Annotated in this window: 13 protein-coding genes and 1 riboswitch; of the genes, 8 read left to right on the top strand and 5 right to left on the bottom strand. The window is 57.7% G+C overall.

From position 1 onward, the window contains the following. Positions 1-7 precede the first annotated feature (7 nt). From CE636_RS19140 to aroD, 3 genes are read left to right on the top strand one after another with little or no spacing between them, the layout of a single operon-like run. The gene (locus tag CE636_RS19140) at positions 8-871 is read left to right on the top strand and encodes a shikimate dehydrogenase (protein WP_017901194.1); all 864 of its coding nucleotides are present in this window, start codon (positions 8-10) and stop codon (positions 869-871) included. Positions 872-881: 10 nt separating this feature from the next. Then, positions 882-2096, top strand: coding sequence for an MFS transporter (locus CE636_RS19135; protein WP_004204317.1), 1215 nt, complete (start codon positions 882-884; stop codon positions 2094-2096). A 30-nt stretch (positions 2097-2126) separates the two neighbouring features. After that, positions 2127-2882 carry a type I 3-dehydroquinate dehydratase gene (gene aroD / locus CE636_RS19130; RefSeq protein ID WP_004204316.1) on the top strand — a complete coding sequence of 252 codons (756 nt, stop codon included), beginning with the start codon at positions 2127-2129 and terminating at the stop codon, positions 2880-2882. Between the two features lie 37 nt (positions 2883-2919). Here the strand turns inward: aroD and CE636_RS19125 are convergent, their stop codons facing one another. Beyond that, complete coding sequence (locus CE636_RS19125; protein WP_004204315.1) at positions 2920-3816, bottom strand: LysR family transcriptional regulator; 897 nt, start codon at positions 3814-3816, stop codon at positions 2920-2922. 231 nt (positions 3817-4047) lie between these two features. Between CE636_RS19125 and CE636_RS19120 the strand changes: the two genes are divergently transcribed. Beyond that, positions 4048-5358, top strand: coding sequence for an MFS transporter (locus tag CE636_RS19120; protein WP_017901195.1), 1311 nt, complete (start codon positions 4048-4050; stop codon positions 5356-5358). A gap of 44 nt (positions 5359-5402) precedes the next feature. Here CE636_RS19120 and CE636_RS19115 read toward each other — a convergent pair whose 3' ends face one another. Next, positions 5403-6587 (bottom strand): sugar efflux transporter, encoded by a 1185-nt coding sequence (locus CE636_RS19115; protein WP_004204311.1) that lies wholly within the window; start codon positions 6585-6587, stop codon positions 5403-5405. A 271-nt stretch (positions 6588-6858) separates the two neighbouring features. Beyond that, positions 6859-7011, bottom strand: a complete 153-nt coding sequence (gene sgrT, locus CE636_RS19110) for a glucose uptake inhibitor SgrT (protein WP_017901196.1) — start codon at positions 7009-7011, stop codon at positions 6859-6861. 87 nt (positions 7012-7098) lie between these two features. Here sgrT and sgrR point away from each other — a divergent pair, with 87 nt between their 5' ends. From sgrR to thiQ, 4 genes are all read left to right on the top strand, one after another. Continuing rightward, positions 7099-8754, top strand: coding sequence for an HTH-type transcriptional regulator SgrR (gene sgrR / locus CE636_RS19105; RefSeq protein WP_017901197.1), 1656 nt, complete (start codon positions 7099-7101; stop codon positions 8752-8754). A 36-nt stretch (positions 8755-8790) separates the two neighbouring features. Beyond that, a riboswitch (TPP riboswitch) is annotated at positions 8791-9010 on the top strand. A gap of 32 nt (positions 9011-9042) precedes the next feature. Then, a complete protein-coding gene (gene thiB, locus CE636_RS19100) occupies positions 9043-10026 on the top strand; it encodes a thiamine ABC transporter substrate binding subunit (RefSeq protein WP_004204306.1) in 984 nt (327 codons plus the stop codon). Next, complete coding sequence (gene thiP / locus CE636_RS19095) at positions 10002-11612, top strand: thiamine/thiamine pyrophosphate ABC transporter permease ThiP (protein WP_004204304.1); 1611 nt, start codon at positions 10002-10004, stop codon at positions 11610-11612. Before thiB ends, thiP begins: the two co-directional genes overlap by 25 nt. Next, a complete protein-coding gene (thiQ, locus tag CE636_RS19090) occupies positions 11596-12297 on the top strand; it encodes a thiamine ABC transporter ATP-binding protein ThiQ (protein ID WP_017901198.1) in 702 nt (233 codons plus the stop codon). The genes thiP and thiQ overlap by 17 nt, the downstream gene beginning before the upstream one ends. On the opposite strand, the gene CE636_RS19085 is transcribed toward thiQ, so the two are convergent. Both CE636_RS19085 and araC read right to left on the bottom strand, forming a co-directional pair. After that, positions 12284-13051 carry a DedA family protein gene (locus CE636_RS19085; protein WP_017901199.1) on the bottom strand — a complete coding sequence of 256 codons (768 nt, stop codon included), beginning with the start codon at positions 13049-13051 and terminating at the stop codon, positions 12284-12286. The two genes, thiQ and CE636_RS19085, sit on opposite strands and share 14 nt — an antisense overlap. A gap of 128 nt (positions 13052-13179) precedes the next feature. Then, a complete protein-coding gene (araC, locus tag CE636_RS19080) occupies positions 13180-14025 on the bottom strand; it encodes an arabinose operon transcriptional regulator AraC (RefSeq protein WP_004204301.1) in 846 nt (281 codons plus the stop codon). Between the last annotated feature and the right edge of the window lie 284 nt (positions 14026-14309).

The raw sequence follows: 14309 nt of genomic DNA, 5'->3' as shown, positions 1-14309 counted from the left end.
TTTTGTCATGGCAGAACGTATTACTGGACACACTGAGCTGATTGGTCTGATAGCCACCCCGATTCGCCACAGCATGTCGCCCACCATGCACAACGAGGCTTTCGCCCATCTCGGGCTGGACTACGTCTACCTGGCTTTTGAAGTCGGTAATCAGGAGCTGAAAGACGTTGTCCAGGGCTTCCGGGCTTTGAAGCTGCGCGGCTTTAACGTCTCTATGCCGAACAAAACCGAGATTTGCCAGTATCTCGATAAGCTGTCGCCGGCGGCGCAGCTGGTCGGGGCGGTGAATACCGTGGTCAATGACGACGGCGTCCTGACCGGGCATATCACCGACGGCACCGGCTATATGCGCGCCCTTAGCGAAGCGGGTATCGATATCATTGGCAAGAAGATGACCGTGCTCGGTGCCGGCGGTGCGGCGACCGCACTCTGCGTCCAGGCGGCACTGGATGGCGTGAAGGCGATCTCCATCTTCAACCGTCGCGATAAATTCTTCGCCAACGCCGAAGAAACGGTCGCCAAGATCCGCAACAACACGCGCTGTGAGATCCATCTGTTCGATCTTGACGATCATGACAAACTGCGTGCCGAAATCGATAGCAGCGTGATCCTGACCAATGCCACCGGGGTCGGCATGAAGCCGTTCGAAGGCCAGATGCTGCTGCCGGACGACAGCTTTCTGCGTCCGGATCTGATCGTCTCCGACGTCGTATACAACCCGCGCAAAACCCACCTGCTGGAAGTGGCTGAGAAAAAAGGCTGCCGCACGCTAAACGGCCTCGGGATGATGCTGTGGCAAGGCGCGCGCGCGTTCGAAATCTGGACGGGTAAACAGATGCCGGTTGATTACATCAAAAGCATCCTGTTCTAAGGGGCAAGCGATGAAAAATAAATACATCCCTACCGCGGCAGGGCTGTACCTCAACTACCTGATTCATGGCATGGGGGTGCTGCTGATCACCCTCAACATGGCTCATCTTCAGGAGCAGTGGGGAACAGATAAAGCCGGCGTATCGATCGTTATCTCCTCGTTAGGTATTGGTAAGTTAGCGACCATCGTGACCGGCTTTCTGTCGGATCGCTTTGGTCGTAAGCCCTTTATCTATCTGGGGATCCTCAGCTATCTGATCTTTTTTATCGGCATTCTGCTGACCAAAAATATCTATCTGGCCTATGTCTTCGGCATTATGGCGGGCTTGGCGAACAGCTTCCTCGACTCCGGCACCTATCCGGCGCTGATGGAATCTTTCCCGCACTCCGCCAGCCGGGCCAACGTGCTGATCAAAGCCTTCGTTTCCGCCGGGCAGTTCCTGCTGCCGTTCATTATCAGCTTCCTGATCTGGGCGAATCTATGGTTCGGCTGGTCGTTCGTGATTGCGGCGGCGCTCTTTGTACTGAGCGGGATTTACCTGCTTAAAATGCCATTCCCTGACAGCCAGGCAGCGAAAAAAGAGGAATCTCCTGAGCCACAGGCGGAAACGTTCGCCCGTCCGCAGGCCAACAAACTGGATATGATGATCTTCACGCTGTACGGCTATATCGGCATGGCGACGTTCTATCTGGTCAGCCAGTGGCTGGCGCAGTACGGCCAGTTCGTGGTCGGGCTGCCCTATGCCTCGGCGATTAAGCTGCTCAGCATCTATACCGTTGGGTCGTTGGTCTGCGTCTTCGTGACTGCTGCCTTCGTCAAAGAGGTGTTCAGCTCTGCCGTCGCCATGATCATCTATACTGGCCTGTCGATGGTCTCGCTGCTGCTGGTGTGCCTGTTCCCGACGCCGATGATGGTTACCGGCTTCGCCTTTGTCATCGGCTTTGCCGCCGCGGGCGGAGTGCTACAGCTGGGAGCGACGATCATGGCGATGAGCTTCCCGAACGGGAAAGGCAAGGCAACCGGGATCTTCTACACCGCCGGCAGTATCGCCAGCTTCACGATCCCGCTGATCACCGCCAAACTTTCGCAGATCAGTATTGCCAGCATTATGTGGTTTGATTTTGCGATCGCCGTGATCGGCTTTGTGATCGCCCTGTACATCGGCTATCGTCAACTGCAGGCTCGGGCGGCGCAAAAAGTATCACGCACCGCAGTCACCGCCTGAGGTTCAACGCGAATAATAATGGATGCCTACATGACAAATGCAGTTACCGTAAAGAACATCACCTTCCAGGAAGGGGAAACCTTAATTTGTGTACCGCTGATCGGCAAAACGCTGGATGAAATACTGGGTAACGCCCACGGCCTGGTCGACGCCGGCGCCGATATCATCGAATGGCGCGTTGATCACTTTACGCAGGTCAGAGAGATGGCCCAGGTGATGGCCGCGCTGGCGGAAATCCGTGGTGCGCTGAAAGCCCTGCCGTTGCTGTTCACCTTCCGCAGCAAGAAAGAAGGCGGCGAGACCGAGCTCAGCGACGATGCCTACTTCGCGCTCAACCGCGAAGCGGCGCGCAGTGGACTGGTTGATGTCATCGATGTCGAGCTGTTCAATGATGAAGCGCAGATCCGCGCGCTGGTTGACGATGCGCATGCCGCGGGCGTCAAAGTGATCATGAGTAACCATGATTTTCATAAAACCCCCGCCCAGGAAGATATCATCTATCGCCTGCGCCGCATGCAGGATCTGGGTGCCGATCTGCCGAAGATCGCGGTGATGCCGCAATCGCCGCAGGACGTTCTGACCCTGCTCGCCGCCACGCTGACCATGAAAGAGAAGTATGCCACCCGCCCGCTGATCACCATGTCGATGGGAAAATCAGGCGGCGTCAGCCGGGTGACCGGGCGTCTTTTTGGCTCAGCCATGACCTTCGGTACAGTGGGTCAAGCTTCCGCGCCGGGACAGATAGCCATCAATAAGCTGCGTGAAGTGATGGATATTCTCTCCTGATAACCCCTTAGCCCGGAGGACCACTCCGGGCTATTCGCTAACAGATCTTCTGGCTGTCGTGGATGACCACATTTTTAAACGACTGCAGCGCCGGGGAAAGTCCCCGGTCTTTCATGGTCGCCAGATAGATATAGCGCGGAGGGAGGGTGTTTTTAATCTTCAGGATATGGACGTTGTAATGGGAGAGCGCCGAGATCCGCGGCATGATCGCGATCCCGTAGTCAATGCTGACCAGCCCGGCCATCGCGGTATCCTCTTCCACGTAGCAGGCAATCTCCGGCACCAGCTTTTGCTGCATAAATACATTATCGATAAACGGACGTAAGCCGCTATTTTCTGAAAAATAGATATAGGGATAATGAATCGTCTCCACGAGGTCGACTTCATGTTCATACAGACGGGCCAGCGGATGATCCCTGGCGGTCACCACCACCAGCTCCTGCTGAATAACCGGAATAAAATCGATATCGGGCTCATCGGCAATATAAGAGCAGATCGCCAGATCGACTTTTCCCGCTTTCAGCTCCTGCAACAGCGTCAGCGAGGTCCCTTGAGTAAAAGAAAAAGTCACATTGTGAAACTCAGGTGAAAGAGAATATTTATTAATTAACTGCGGAACAACATATTCGCCCATCGTGTAAATAAAGGCGATACGAATGTTTTCTTTATTTTCAGCGCCGTTTTTTTGCAAAACTGTGCGGCCATTTTCCAGTGAGGCCAGGGCATCTTCGACATACGGCAGAAAACGCTTGCCGTTTTGCGTAATTTTAACGTTCCGTCCCTGTCTGGCGAACAGTGCGACCCCTAACTCCTTCTCCAGCTCTGATATCGCATGGCTTAGCGAAGGCTGGGTGATGCACAGACTGGAGGCCGCTTCGGTATAATGTTCAGTTTCAGACAGACGTTTAAAATAATAAAGTTGCTTTAGGTTCATTATTTTTGCCCGTATAATATAAGAATAAATCCACTGATGCTAATATACCATGCAAGCCACCAATAATGTGCATGAGCGGGTAAATATCGGCGGTGTATCAAATATTATTTTCTGAAGCGTATGAATGTGCCACAAAGCGTTGCCATTCATAGATACTACCTATAGTTCCCGGAGATATTTTTGCATATACAAATATATGCAAAAATATTTTAAACTTTAAAGGAACTCGCTATGAGTATGTCAAACTCTCAGGAAGTCCTCACTTCCTCATCAGGGACGAAAAAAAGAAGCCACGTTCGGATAGTTATTTTACTGCTGTTGTCCGTCGGAACGATGATCAATTATCTCGACCGCACCATCCTCGGTATCGTTGCCCCACAGTTAACCCAGGAAATTCATATCGATCCGGCGATGATGGGCATCATTTTCTCCGCCTTTGCCTGGACCTATGCCCTGGCGCAGATCCCCGGCGGCATGTTTTTAGACCGCTTCGGCAACAAACTGACCTATGCCCTGTCAATTTTCTTCTGGTCGCTGTTTACCCTGCTGCAAAGTTTCACCCTCGGGCTTAAATCTCTGCTGCTTCTGCGCCTGGGACTTGGCGTCAGTGAAGCGCCCTGCTTCCCGGCCAACAGCCGCATCGTCAGCACCTGGTTCCCGCAGCATGAGCGCGCACGGGCGACGGCAACATATACGGTTGGTGAATATATAGGACTGGCGGCCTTCTCACCGCTGTTATTTTTAATCCTCGAACATCACGGCTGGAGAACGCTTTTTTTCCTCACCGGAGGATTAGGTATTTTATTTACTTTGGTGTGGTGGCGTTTTTATCACGAACCCCATGAATCGCGCACGGCTAATCAAGCGGAGCTGGATTATATCGGCGCAAACGGTATTAACAATAAAATCCAGAACGTTCCATTTAACTGGCGTGACGCCAGGCGCCTGCTGGGCTGTCGCCAGATCCTCGGCGCCAGTCTGGGTCAGTTTGCGGGCAACACCACGCTGGTGTTTTTCCTGACGTGGTTTCCCAGCTATCTGGCCAACGAGCGCCATCTTCCCTGGCTGCACGTTGGCTTCTTCGCCACCTGGCCGTTTCTCGCCGCCGCCATCGGCATCCTCTTCGGCGGCTGGATCTCGGACCGACTGCTGAAGCGAACCGGCTCCGTCAATATCAGTCGGAAGTTACCAATAATTTCCGGATTATTACTCTCCAGCTGTATTATTGCGGCGAACTGGGTGAGCGCCAACAGCACCGTTATTATTATTATGTCAGTGGCATTTTTTGGTCAGGGAATGGTTGGTCTGGGCTGGACGTTAATTTCTGATATTGCCCCGGAAAATATGGCAGGCCTGACCGGCGGGATATTTAATTTCTGCGCTAATATGGCGTCGATTATAGCCCCACTGATAATTGGCGTGATTATCTCCGCAACGGGTAACTTCTTTTACGCACTGATCTACGTCGGCCTGACGGCGCTGATCGGCGTGATTGCCTACATTTTTATCATCGGCGACATCAAGCGAATCGAACTGAAGTAAAGACGGCGGCCCCGGCGAATTGCACGCCGGGGCGAAGAGGACGGTCAGATATCTTTCACCTTGCTGGTTAAAAACAGCGTCACCAGCGAAATCGCGGCGATCGTCCAGTAGACGCTGGCGTGGCCATAGCTCTGCGACAGCGCCCCCTGCATCACGCCGGCGAGGATCACGCCAGTGGAAATACTGTTGGTAAACAGGGTGGTCGCCGCCCCCGCGCGTCCCGGCATTAAATCCTGGAACCACAGCATGCCGATCCCGGCGATTATGCCGATAAAAATGGCGTTGAACAGCTGCAGGGCCAGCAGCGCCGTTCGGGCATGAAACAGGATCAGCCCCAGATAAAACAGCACACCGGCCGCCACCGCCGCTACCATCATTTTACGTTTACCAAAGCGCTTCACGTAGTAGCCGGCGAGGATCATCGCCGGAATCTCCAGGCCGGCGGCGGTGCCCATCAGGATCCCGGCCAGACTGTCGGGAAGCCCGAGATCGCTGCTGATCCACAGCGGCATATCAATGATATACATGGTGTTGCAGGTCCACATCAGGGTGGAGGCGATAAACAGCATCCGCACATTCTTGTCCTGCCAGCCGCCGGCCTGCGCCAGCGCCTCCGCCTCTTCCGAGGGCTGTTCCACGCGCGGAACCGAGGGCAGTTTGACCGCAATCAGCGCCAGGCTGATCGCAAAGATGCCCGCCGCAATAGAGAACATGGTGGTAAAGCCATAGTTGAGCGCCAGCATAAAGGCCAGCGGCGGGCCAATCACCCACGCCAGAGACAGCTGGGCACGCATGACCGAGCTGAACATCACCACTTCCCGCGCCGAGCTGTCGGCATATTCCCGCGCCAGGGCAAAGAGCTGAGGCATGGCGGCGTTAGCGATGGATGCCAGCATCACCCCACAGGTGATCAGCGTCAGATAGTGGCGGTTGAAGGCAAACAGCAGCGCATTGCCTACCGCCATCAGACAGCAGAACATAATTAACCGCCGCCGGTCGCCGCGGCTATCGGAGCGCTTGGCCAGCGCCAGGCTCACCAGGATCCCGGCTATCGCATTCACGGTGTAGAACAGGCCCACCCAGAACGGCTGCGCCCCCACTTCGCGGCTGAGAAACAAACTCAACGTCGGGGCCTGCAATGCGCCCGCCACGCCCATCATAAAAGCAACCAGCATAAAGGCGGCATAGACGCCGTTTAGCCGTCGTCCCATCGTCATCAACCACAGCATGGAATGTCCTTAACACACGCGAAGTAAACGAAAAAAGCCAGCAGAGGCTTTCTGCTGGCGGGTGATTCTATACTCTGTGGATTTCACATTGCAGGAGCAAACGGTTAACCGCTTGCGATGGCTCTGAAAGGGTGAGTCCCTTAGGGGCGATTCACGCGGCCAGAACATAGGGCCAGGGCTCATCGACAGCGATAGACCCGGGCTAGCGCACCTGCAGCTTGAAAAACGACGAGTATAACACCAATACTCAGTCACACATGATGTCTGCAAGTCAATGATTAGAGGTCTTTGACGTCACTCCCCACTGCATCAGTTCTCCCAGGATTTCCTGCTGTCGTCCTGCCATCAGGCGGGCCAGCCAGGACGCTTCCTGCGTCGCAGAAAAGTAGCGCTGGTAGAACGATTTTGCGGTAGACCTCATCATATTCACCTCCTCGCTTCATCGGGATTCATTATTGGCTTAATATGGGGAGTAATAAATTGCTGAGTTTTGCGCAGGAGTTCCCCTTTTATGTCTTCCGGCCGTCTGCAACAACAGTTCATCCGTCTATGGCAGTGCTGCGACGGCAAGTCGCAGGAGACCACCCTCAACGAACTGGCGGAAATGCTGAGCTGCTCGCGCCGCCACATGCGCACCTTGCTTAATATGATGGAGTCCCGCGGCTGGCTGACCTGGGAGGCGGAGGCTGGCCGCGGAAAACGCTCGCGGCTGACCTTTCTCTATACCGGCCTCGCCCTGCAGCAGCAGCGTGCCGAAGATCTGCTTGAACAGGATCGCATCGATCAGCTGGTGCAGCTGGTCGGCGATAAAGCCGCCGTCCGTCAGATGCTGGTCTCGCATCTCGGGCGCAGCTTCCGCCAGGGGCGGCACATCCTGCGCGTGCTCTACTACCGGCCGATGAAGAATTTACTGCCCGGCAGCGCGCTGCGACGTTCGGAAACCCATATCGCCCGGCAAATATTCAGCGCGCTGACGCGGGTAAATGAGGAAAATGGGGAACTGGAAGCTGATATTGCCCACCACTGGCAGCAGTTGACGCCCACCCACTGGCGCTTTTTCCTCCGACCAGGCATCCATTTTCACCATGGCCGTGAGCTGGAGATGAGCGATGTGATCGCTTCTCTGCAGCGCAGCAATGCCCTGCCGCTCTATTCGCATATCGAACGCATCGAGTCGCCCACCGCCTGGACCCTGGATATTCATCTGCGCCAGCCCGACCGCTGGCTGCCCTGGCTGCTGGGCCAGGTGCCAGCGATGGTGCTGCCGCAGGAGTGGCAGACCATGAACCACTTTTCTTCGATGCCGGTCGGCACCGGCCCGTATGCCGTGGTGCGTAACAATCAGAACCAGCTCAAGATCCACGCCTTTGAGGACTATTTTGGCTACCGGGCGCTGATCGATGAGGTGAACGTCTGGGTGCTACCGGAAATTAGCGAAGAGCCCAACGGCGGCCTGACGCTGCAGGGCAATACCGAAAGCGAAAAGGCGGTGGAGAGTCGTCTGGAAGAGGGGTGCTACTACCTGCTGTTTGACTCGCGAAGCCCGCTGGGCGCCAACGAGGCGGTGCGCCGCTGGTTAAGCTATTTGTTCCAGCCCGCGAACCTGCTCTACCACGCGGGCGAACACTACCAGGGCAACTGGTTTCCCGCCTACGGCCTGCTGCCGCGCTGGCATCACGCCAGCAATCACGCCAGCGACAAGCCGGCGGGGCTGGAGACGGTCACCCTCACCTATTACCGCGATCACGTCGAACACCGGGTGATCGGCGGGATCATGCGCGACCTGCTGGCCGCGCATCAGGTGAAGCTGGAGATCCAGGAGCTGGAGTACGATGCCTGGCATCGCGGCGAGGTAGTCAGCGATATCTGGCTCAACAGCGTTAACTTCACCTTGCCAATCGAATTCTCGCTATTCGCCTATCTGTACGAAGTCCCGCTGATTCAGCGCTGCATCCCCATCGACTGGCAGGAAGACGCCAGCCGCTGGCGCGCGGGAGAGTTTAATCCGGCCACCTGGAGTCAGCGTCTGCTGGCCAGCCAGCATATCGTGCCGCTGATCCATCACTGGCTGATGATTCAGGGCCAGCGCAGTATGCGCGGCGTGCGGATGAACACCCTCGGCTGGTTCGATTTTAAATCCGCATGGTTTGCGCCGCCGGAGCCGTAAGCCTTTCCGTCATCTGACAAAATCATTACACTAAGGCCGTTCTCAACGGGGTGCTAATAAACATACGCAATATCATTCAAGTTGCATCAAGGCAGCAAGCGGGTGAATCCCCTGGAGCATAGATAACTATGTGACTGGGGTGAACGCGCGAAGCTAACGCAGATGCGGCTTGAAGGATGAAGCGTATGGGCTGAGAAAATACCCGTCGAACCTGATCCGGATAACGCCGGCGAAGGGATTTGAGGCTCACTCAAAATCCTTTGCCCCCCCTTTTTTCTGAGGTGCAAAGTGTTGAAAAAATTACTCCCGCTGCTGGCGCTGGTCGCCATGCCCGCTCTGGCGAAGCCTGTCCTCACTGTCTATACCTATGACTCCTTCTCTGCCGACTGGGGCCCCGGCCCGGCGGTCAAAAAAGCGTTTGAAGCGGACTGCGGCTGCGAGCTGAAGTTCGTCGCGCTGGAAGATGGCGTTTCGCTACTGAATCGCCTGCGCATGGAAGGCAAAAACAGCAAGGCCGACGTCGTGCTGGGCCTTGATAACAACCTGCTGGAAGCCGCGGCGCAGAGTAAACTGTTTGCCAAAAGCAACGTACCCGCCAGCGCGGTCAGCGTGCCGGGCGGCTGGGATAACGACACCTTTGTCCCCTACGATTACGGCTATTTCGCCTTCGTCTATGACAAAAACAAACTGGCCAACCCGCCGAAGAGCCTGAAAGAGCTGGTCGAGAGCCCGCAAAAATGGCGGGTCATCTATGAAGATCCGCGCACCAGCACCCCGGGGCTGGGGCTGCTGCTGTGGATGCAAAAGGTCTATGGCGATAAAGCGCCCGAGGCCTGGCAGAAGCTGGCGGCGAAAACCGTTACCGTCACCAAGGGCTGGAGCGAAGCCTACGGTCTGTTCCTGAAAGGGGAAAGCGACCTGGTCTTGAGCTACACCACCTCGCCGGCCTACCACATGATTGAAGAGAAGAAAGACCACTATGCGGCGGCGAACTTCGCGGAAGGCCACTATCTGCAGGTCGAGGTTGCCGCCCGCACCGCCGCCAGCAAGCAGCCGGAACTGGCGGAAAAATTCCTCAAATTCATGGTCTCGCCCGGCTTCCAGAACGCTATCCCCACCGGCAACTGGATGTATCCGGTGACCCAGGTCGCGCTGCCGGCCGGTTTTGCAAGCCTGGTAAAACCGCAGACCACGCTGACGTTTACCCCGCAGCAGGTCGCCAGCGAGCGTCAGACCTGGATTAGCGCATGGCAACGCGCCGTCAGCCGCTAAACCTGAGCGGGCTGCTGCCGGGCCTGTTCGCCGCTACGCTGCTCTGCGCCGTCGCGCTGGCGGCGTTTCTGGCGCTGTGGTTCAGCGCGCCCGGCGCGGGCTGGCGGACGGTCTTCAGCGATAGCTACCTCTGGCATGTGGTGCGCTTCTCCTTCTGGCAGGCGTCGCTGTCAGCGCTGCTCTCGGTGGGGCCGGCTATCTTTCTCGCCCGCGCGCTTTATCGGCGTCGCTTCCCCGGCCGCACGCTGCTGCTGCGCCTGTGCGCGATGACCCTGATCCTGCCGGTGCTGGTGGCGGTGTTCGGCATCCTCAGCGTCTATGGCCGCCAGGGCTGGCTGGCATCGCTGTTTCACACTTTCGGCTGGCAGTGGGATTTCTCACCTTACGGCCTGCAGGGCATCCTGTTGGCGCACGTCTTTTTCAATATGCCGATGGCCACCCGCCTGCTGCTGCAGGCGCTGGAGAACATTCCCGGCGAGCAGCGGCAAATTGCCGCCCAGCTTGGCATGCGCGGCTATGCCTTCTTCCGCCTCGTCGAATGGCCATGGATGCGCCGGCACATTCCCGCCGTCGCCGCGCTGATTTTTATGCTCTGCTTTGCCAGCTTCGCCACCGTGCTGTCGCTGGGCGGCGGCCCGAAGGCCACCACGATTGAGCTGGCTATCTACCAGGCGCTGAGCTTTGACTACGATCCGGCGCGAGCGGCAATGCTGGCGTTGATTCAGATGCTCTGCTGCCTCGGGCTGGTGCTGCTCAGCCAGCGCCTCAGTAAAGCGGTGGCTATCGGCGTCAGCCATGTCCGCGGCTGGCGTGACCCTGACGATCGCCTGCATAGCCGGCTGAGCGATGGGTTGCTGATCGGCGCCGCCCTGCTGCTGCTGCTGCCGCCGCTGCTGGCGGTCATCGTCGACGGGGTCAACCGCAATATGCTGGACGTGCTGGCGCAGCCCGCCCTCTGGCAGGCATTAACGACTTCCCTGCGCATCGCCATCGCCGCCGGGCTGTTGAGCGTGACCCTGACAATGATGCTGCTATGGAGCAGTCGAGAGCTGCGCGCCCGCCAGCGGCCGCTGGCCGGGCAGGCGATGGAGCTGAGCGGCATGCTGATCCTTGCCATGCCGGGCATCGTGCTGGCTACCGGCTTCTTTCTGCTGCTCAATAACAGCATCGGCCTGCCGGAGTCCGCCGACGGCATCGTCATCTTTACCAACGCTCTGATGGCGATCCCCTACGCGCTTAAAGTGCTGGAAAACCCGATGCGCGACATTGCCGTCCGCTACAATATGCTGTGCCAGTCGCTGGGGATCGAAGGCCTGACGCGACTGCGGGTCATCGAACTTCGCGCGCTCCGGCGCCCCCTAGCCCAAGCGTTAGCCTTCGCCTGCGTGCTGTCGATTGGCGACTTCGGCGTGGTGGCGCTGTTCGGCAACGAGGCGTTCCGCACCCTGCCTTTCTATCTCTACCAGCAGATAGGCGCCTACCGCAGCCAGGACGGCGCCGTCACCGCTCTGCTTCTGCTGCTGCTCTGTTTCTTACTATTTACGCTGATTGAAAAACTTCCGGGGCGTGATGCTAAAACTCAATGATGTGACCTGGCTGTACCAACATCTGCCGATGCGCTTTACTCTCGACGTCGCGCGCGGCGAGCGCATCGCGGTGCTCGGCCCCAGCGGCGCCGGAAAGAGCACCCTGCTGAATCTGATCGCCGGTTTTCTGCCGCCCGCCAGCGGCAGCCTGCAGATTAACGGCGAGACGCATCACGCGACGCCGCCGGCGCAGCGTCCGGTCTCGATGCTGTTCCAGGAGAATAACCTGTTTAACCATCTGACCATTCGGCAGAATATCAGCCTCGGGATCCACCCTGGCCTGAAACTGAGCCGCGAACAGCAGCATAAAGTCACGGCGATTGCCGCCCAGATGGGAATTGATGCCCTGCTTGACCGCCTGCCGGGAGCGCTCTCCGGCGGTCAACGGCAGCGCGCGGCGCTGGCCCGCTGTCTGGTGCGCCAGCAGCCGGTGCTGCTGCTGGATGAACCCTTCTCGGCGCTCGACCCGGCGCTGCGTCAGGAGATGCTGGCGCTGGTGGCGGATGTCTGTGAACAGCAGCAGCTCACCCTGCTGATGGTTTCGCACAGCGTGGAAGATGCCGCGCGCATCGCGCCGCGCTCGATTGTGGTCGCCGAAGGGCGCATTGTCTGGGATGGCGCTACCGCCGAACTGTTAAGCGGCCGCAGCAGCGCCTCGCATCTGATGGGGATCAGCGCGCGATAACCTTGTGCAGGATCGCCAGATAGACCGGCATCAGCGGATGGCGGAAGACAAATGTTAACGCCGTTGCCGCCAGCGCGACCATACACGGCGCCAGCCACAGCAGACGCCCGCGCGGCAGCCAGCGGGACAGCCGATCGCCAGACGTTTTCGCGCTCCGCCACAGCCGCCAGCACAGCCACCCCGCCAGCCAGGCCAGCAGCGCCGCCCCCAGCAGCAGCCATTTAAAGCTGGCGCTGTTTTCATCGGCCGGAATATCAATCGCCGCGCCGGCGAGAATCCCCGGCAGGAAATAGAGCGGCGGCCAGAGCAGGCAGCCGATAATATTCGGGAGCACGAATTTGGCCACCGGCAGGTCGAGCATCCCGGCAACCATCGGCACCAGCGGACGCGTCGGCCCGACAAAGCGGCCAATCAGGATGGTGATCATGCTGTGCTGGTGCAGCGCATGCTCGGTTTTTTCCAGCAGGGCGCGGTTTTTCTTCATGAACGACCAGCGGTGCAGCGGCTTTTTAAAGCGCCAGCCGAGCCAGAATGAGATCCAGTCTCCCAGCAGACAGCCCACGATCCCCGCCAGCCACGCCTGCCAGAAATTAACCTCACCGCCGCCAATCAGCGCCCCAAGGCCGGCCATCATCACCGTTCCGGGTAAAATAAGCCCCACCAGCGCCAGCGACTCGAGAAAGGCCACCAGCATCACGGCTAACAACGAGTAGACCGTGGATTGGGTAATAAAGTGTTCGAGCAATGCTTGCATAATGTACCCGGTTAAAAAACGAAGCCCGGATTCTCCGAAGCCATCGCGCCGTCGTCAAGCCAACAATTGTCTTAATAGTTTACTGGCTGTGACATTTAAGCGGGTCATCATTTCACTTTCTTTACTTTTTATTCACATCCCGCGCGGAATTCGCTCGGGCTGGCGCCGGTGCATTTTTTGAACACGCGGGAAAAATAGAGCTGATCTTCAAAGCCGACGTTGCGCCCGACGGTGGCGATCGGCATCCGCGTGGTGCTCAGCAACAGTTTGGCCTGGCTGATGCGCTGGTCTTCACGCCAGCCGAGCACGCTGATCCCTAACTGCTGGCGGAACAGGTGCGACAGACGCGAGGGCGACAGGCAGACGTGCTGGGCGACGCTGGCGATATCAAAATGGCTGTCCGCCAGATGGTCGCTGATGTACTGGCAGGCGTCGCGCACCCGGTTATCCAGCGGCGGATGCAGCGATTCGTTGATCGCCTCCATCCGCCGCAGCAGGAGCTGTTCCAGCAGATTAATCGCCAGCAGTTCGGAATAGCGCCCCGCCCCCTGTCCGGCATCGACTATCTGGCCGAACAGCTCGCCAAAGCGCGCCTGCCACTGTTCGTCCGGACGGAAAAAGCCGGTCTGGGCGAAGATGGTCGGCCAGTTGAGCCACTCGTGCCAGTAGGCGCGCGGGCGGAAGTAGACCCACTGGTGATACCACTCGCTGGCGTCGGGATGGCGGCCGTAGTGATGGATCTCCCCCGGCGGGAACAGCAGCATATCGCCCGGCCGGCAGACAAACTGCTCGCCGTGGTTGTTGATCACCCCCTCGCCGCGGATCGTCAGGTTGAGGATATAGCCTTTCATACCCAGCGGGCGGTCGATAAAAAAATCCAGGTATCCCTGCGCCTCAATCGGCGTCAGACCGGTGACCAGATGAGCGTTAAAAGAGTAGCCCGGCAGCAGCGGATCGTTTTGCGTTTCGGCCATACGCGTGGTTCTCCCCGAAGGTATTAGTGACACCAATTGTCCATATTCATCATTTTATCGCTCTCGGCCCTGTCACGACTGCGACGGCAGTGGGAATTTCGCTAAAAAGCCGCACAGCAAGCGAAAAAAGCGCCAGCGGCGTGCATTCCACCGTGATATGCCGGGTAACAAAAGTGTCTATAAATACGGCAGGAAAGTCCACATCGAATATTTGCACGGCGTCACACTTTGCGAGGTGACAGCAAAATAATCCATAAGATTAGCGAATCCGGCCTGACGGATTT

This window comes from Klebsiella sp. LY (assembly GCF_004010915.1).
Lineage (GTDB): Bacteria > Pseudomonadota > Gammaproteobacteria > Enterobacterales > Enterobacteriaceae > Klebsiella > Klebsiella quasipneumoniae.
The sequence above is the reverse complement of the archived record's forward strand: the minus strand, read 5'-3'. Positions and strand labels throughout refer to the sequence as shown.

Coding starts and splice junctions, on each gene's coding strand:
- thiP (WP_004204304.1), top strand. CDS start 10,002: ATGGCAACGCGCCGTCAGCCGCTAAACCTGAGCGGGCTGCTGCCGGGC.
- CE636_RS19140 (WP_017901194.1), top strand. CDS start 8: ATGGCAGAACGTATTACTGGACACACTGAGCTGATTGGTCTGATAGCC.
- sgrR (WP_017901197.1), top strand. CDS start 7,099: ATGTCTTCCGGCCGTCTGCAACAACAGTTCATCCGTCTATGGCAGTGC.
- CE636_RS19120 (WP_017901195.1), top strand. CDS start 4,048: ATGAGTATGTCAAACTCTCAGGAAGTCCTCACTTCCTCATCAGGGACG.
- araC (WP_004204301.1), bottom strand. CDS start 14,025: ATGGCCGAAACGCAAAACGATCCGCTGCTGCCGGGCTACTCTTTTAAC.
- CE636_RS19085 (WP_017901199.1), bottom strand. CDS start 13,051: ATGCAAGCATTGCTCGAACACTTTATTACCCAATCCACGGTCTACTCG.
- aroD (WP_004204316.1), top strand. CDS start 2,127: ATGACAAATGCAGTTACCGTAAAGAACATCACCTTCCAGGAAGGGGAA.
- thiQ (WP_017901198.1), top strand. CDS start 11,596: ATGCTAAAACTCAATGATGTGACCTGGCTGTACCAACATCTGCCGATG.
- sgrT (WP_017901196.1), bottom strand. CDS start 7,011: ATGATGAGGTCTACCGCAAAATCGTTCTACCAGCGCTACTTTTCTGCG.
- CE636_RS19125 (WP_004204315.1), bottom strand. CDS start 3,816: ATGAACCTAAAGCAACTTTATTATTTTAAACGTCTGTCTGAAACTGAA.
- CE636_RS19135 (WP_004204317.1), top strand. CDS start 882: ATGAAAAATAAATACATCCCTACCGCGGCAGGGCTGTACCTCAACTAC.
- CE636_RS19115 (WP_004204311.1), bottom strand. CDS start 6,587: ATGCTGTGGTTGATGACGATGGGACGACGGCTAAACGGCGTCTATGCC.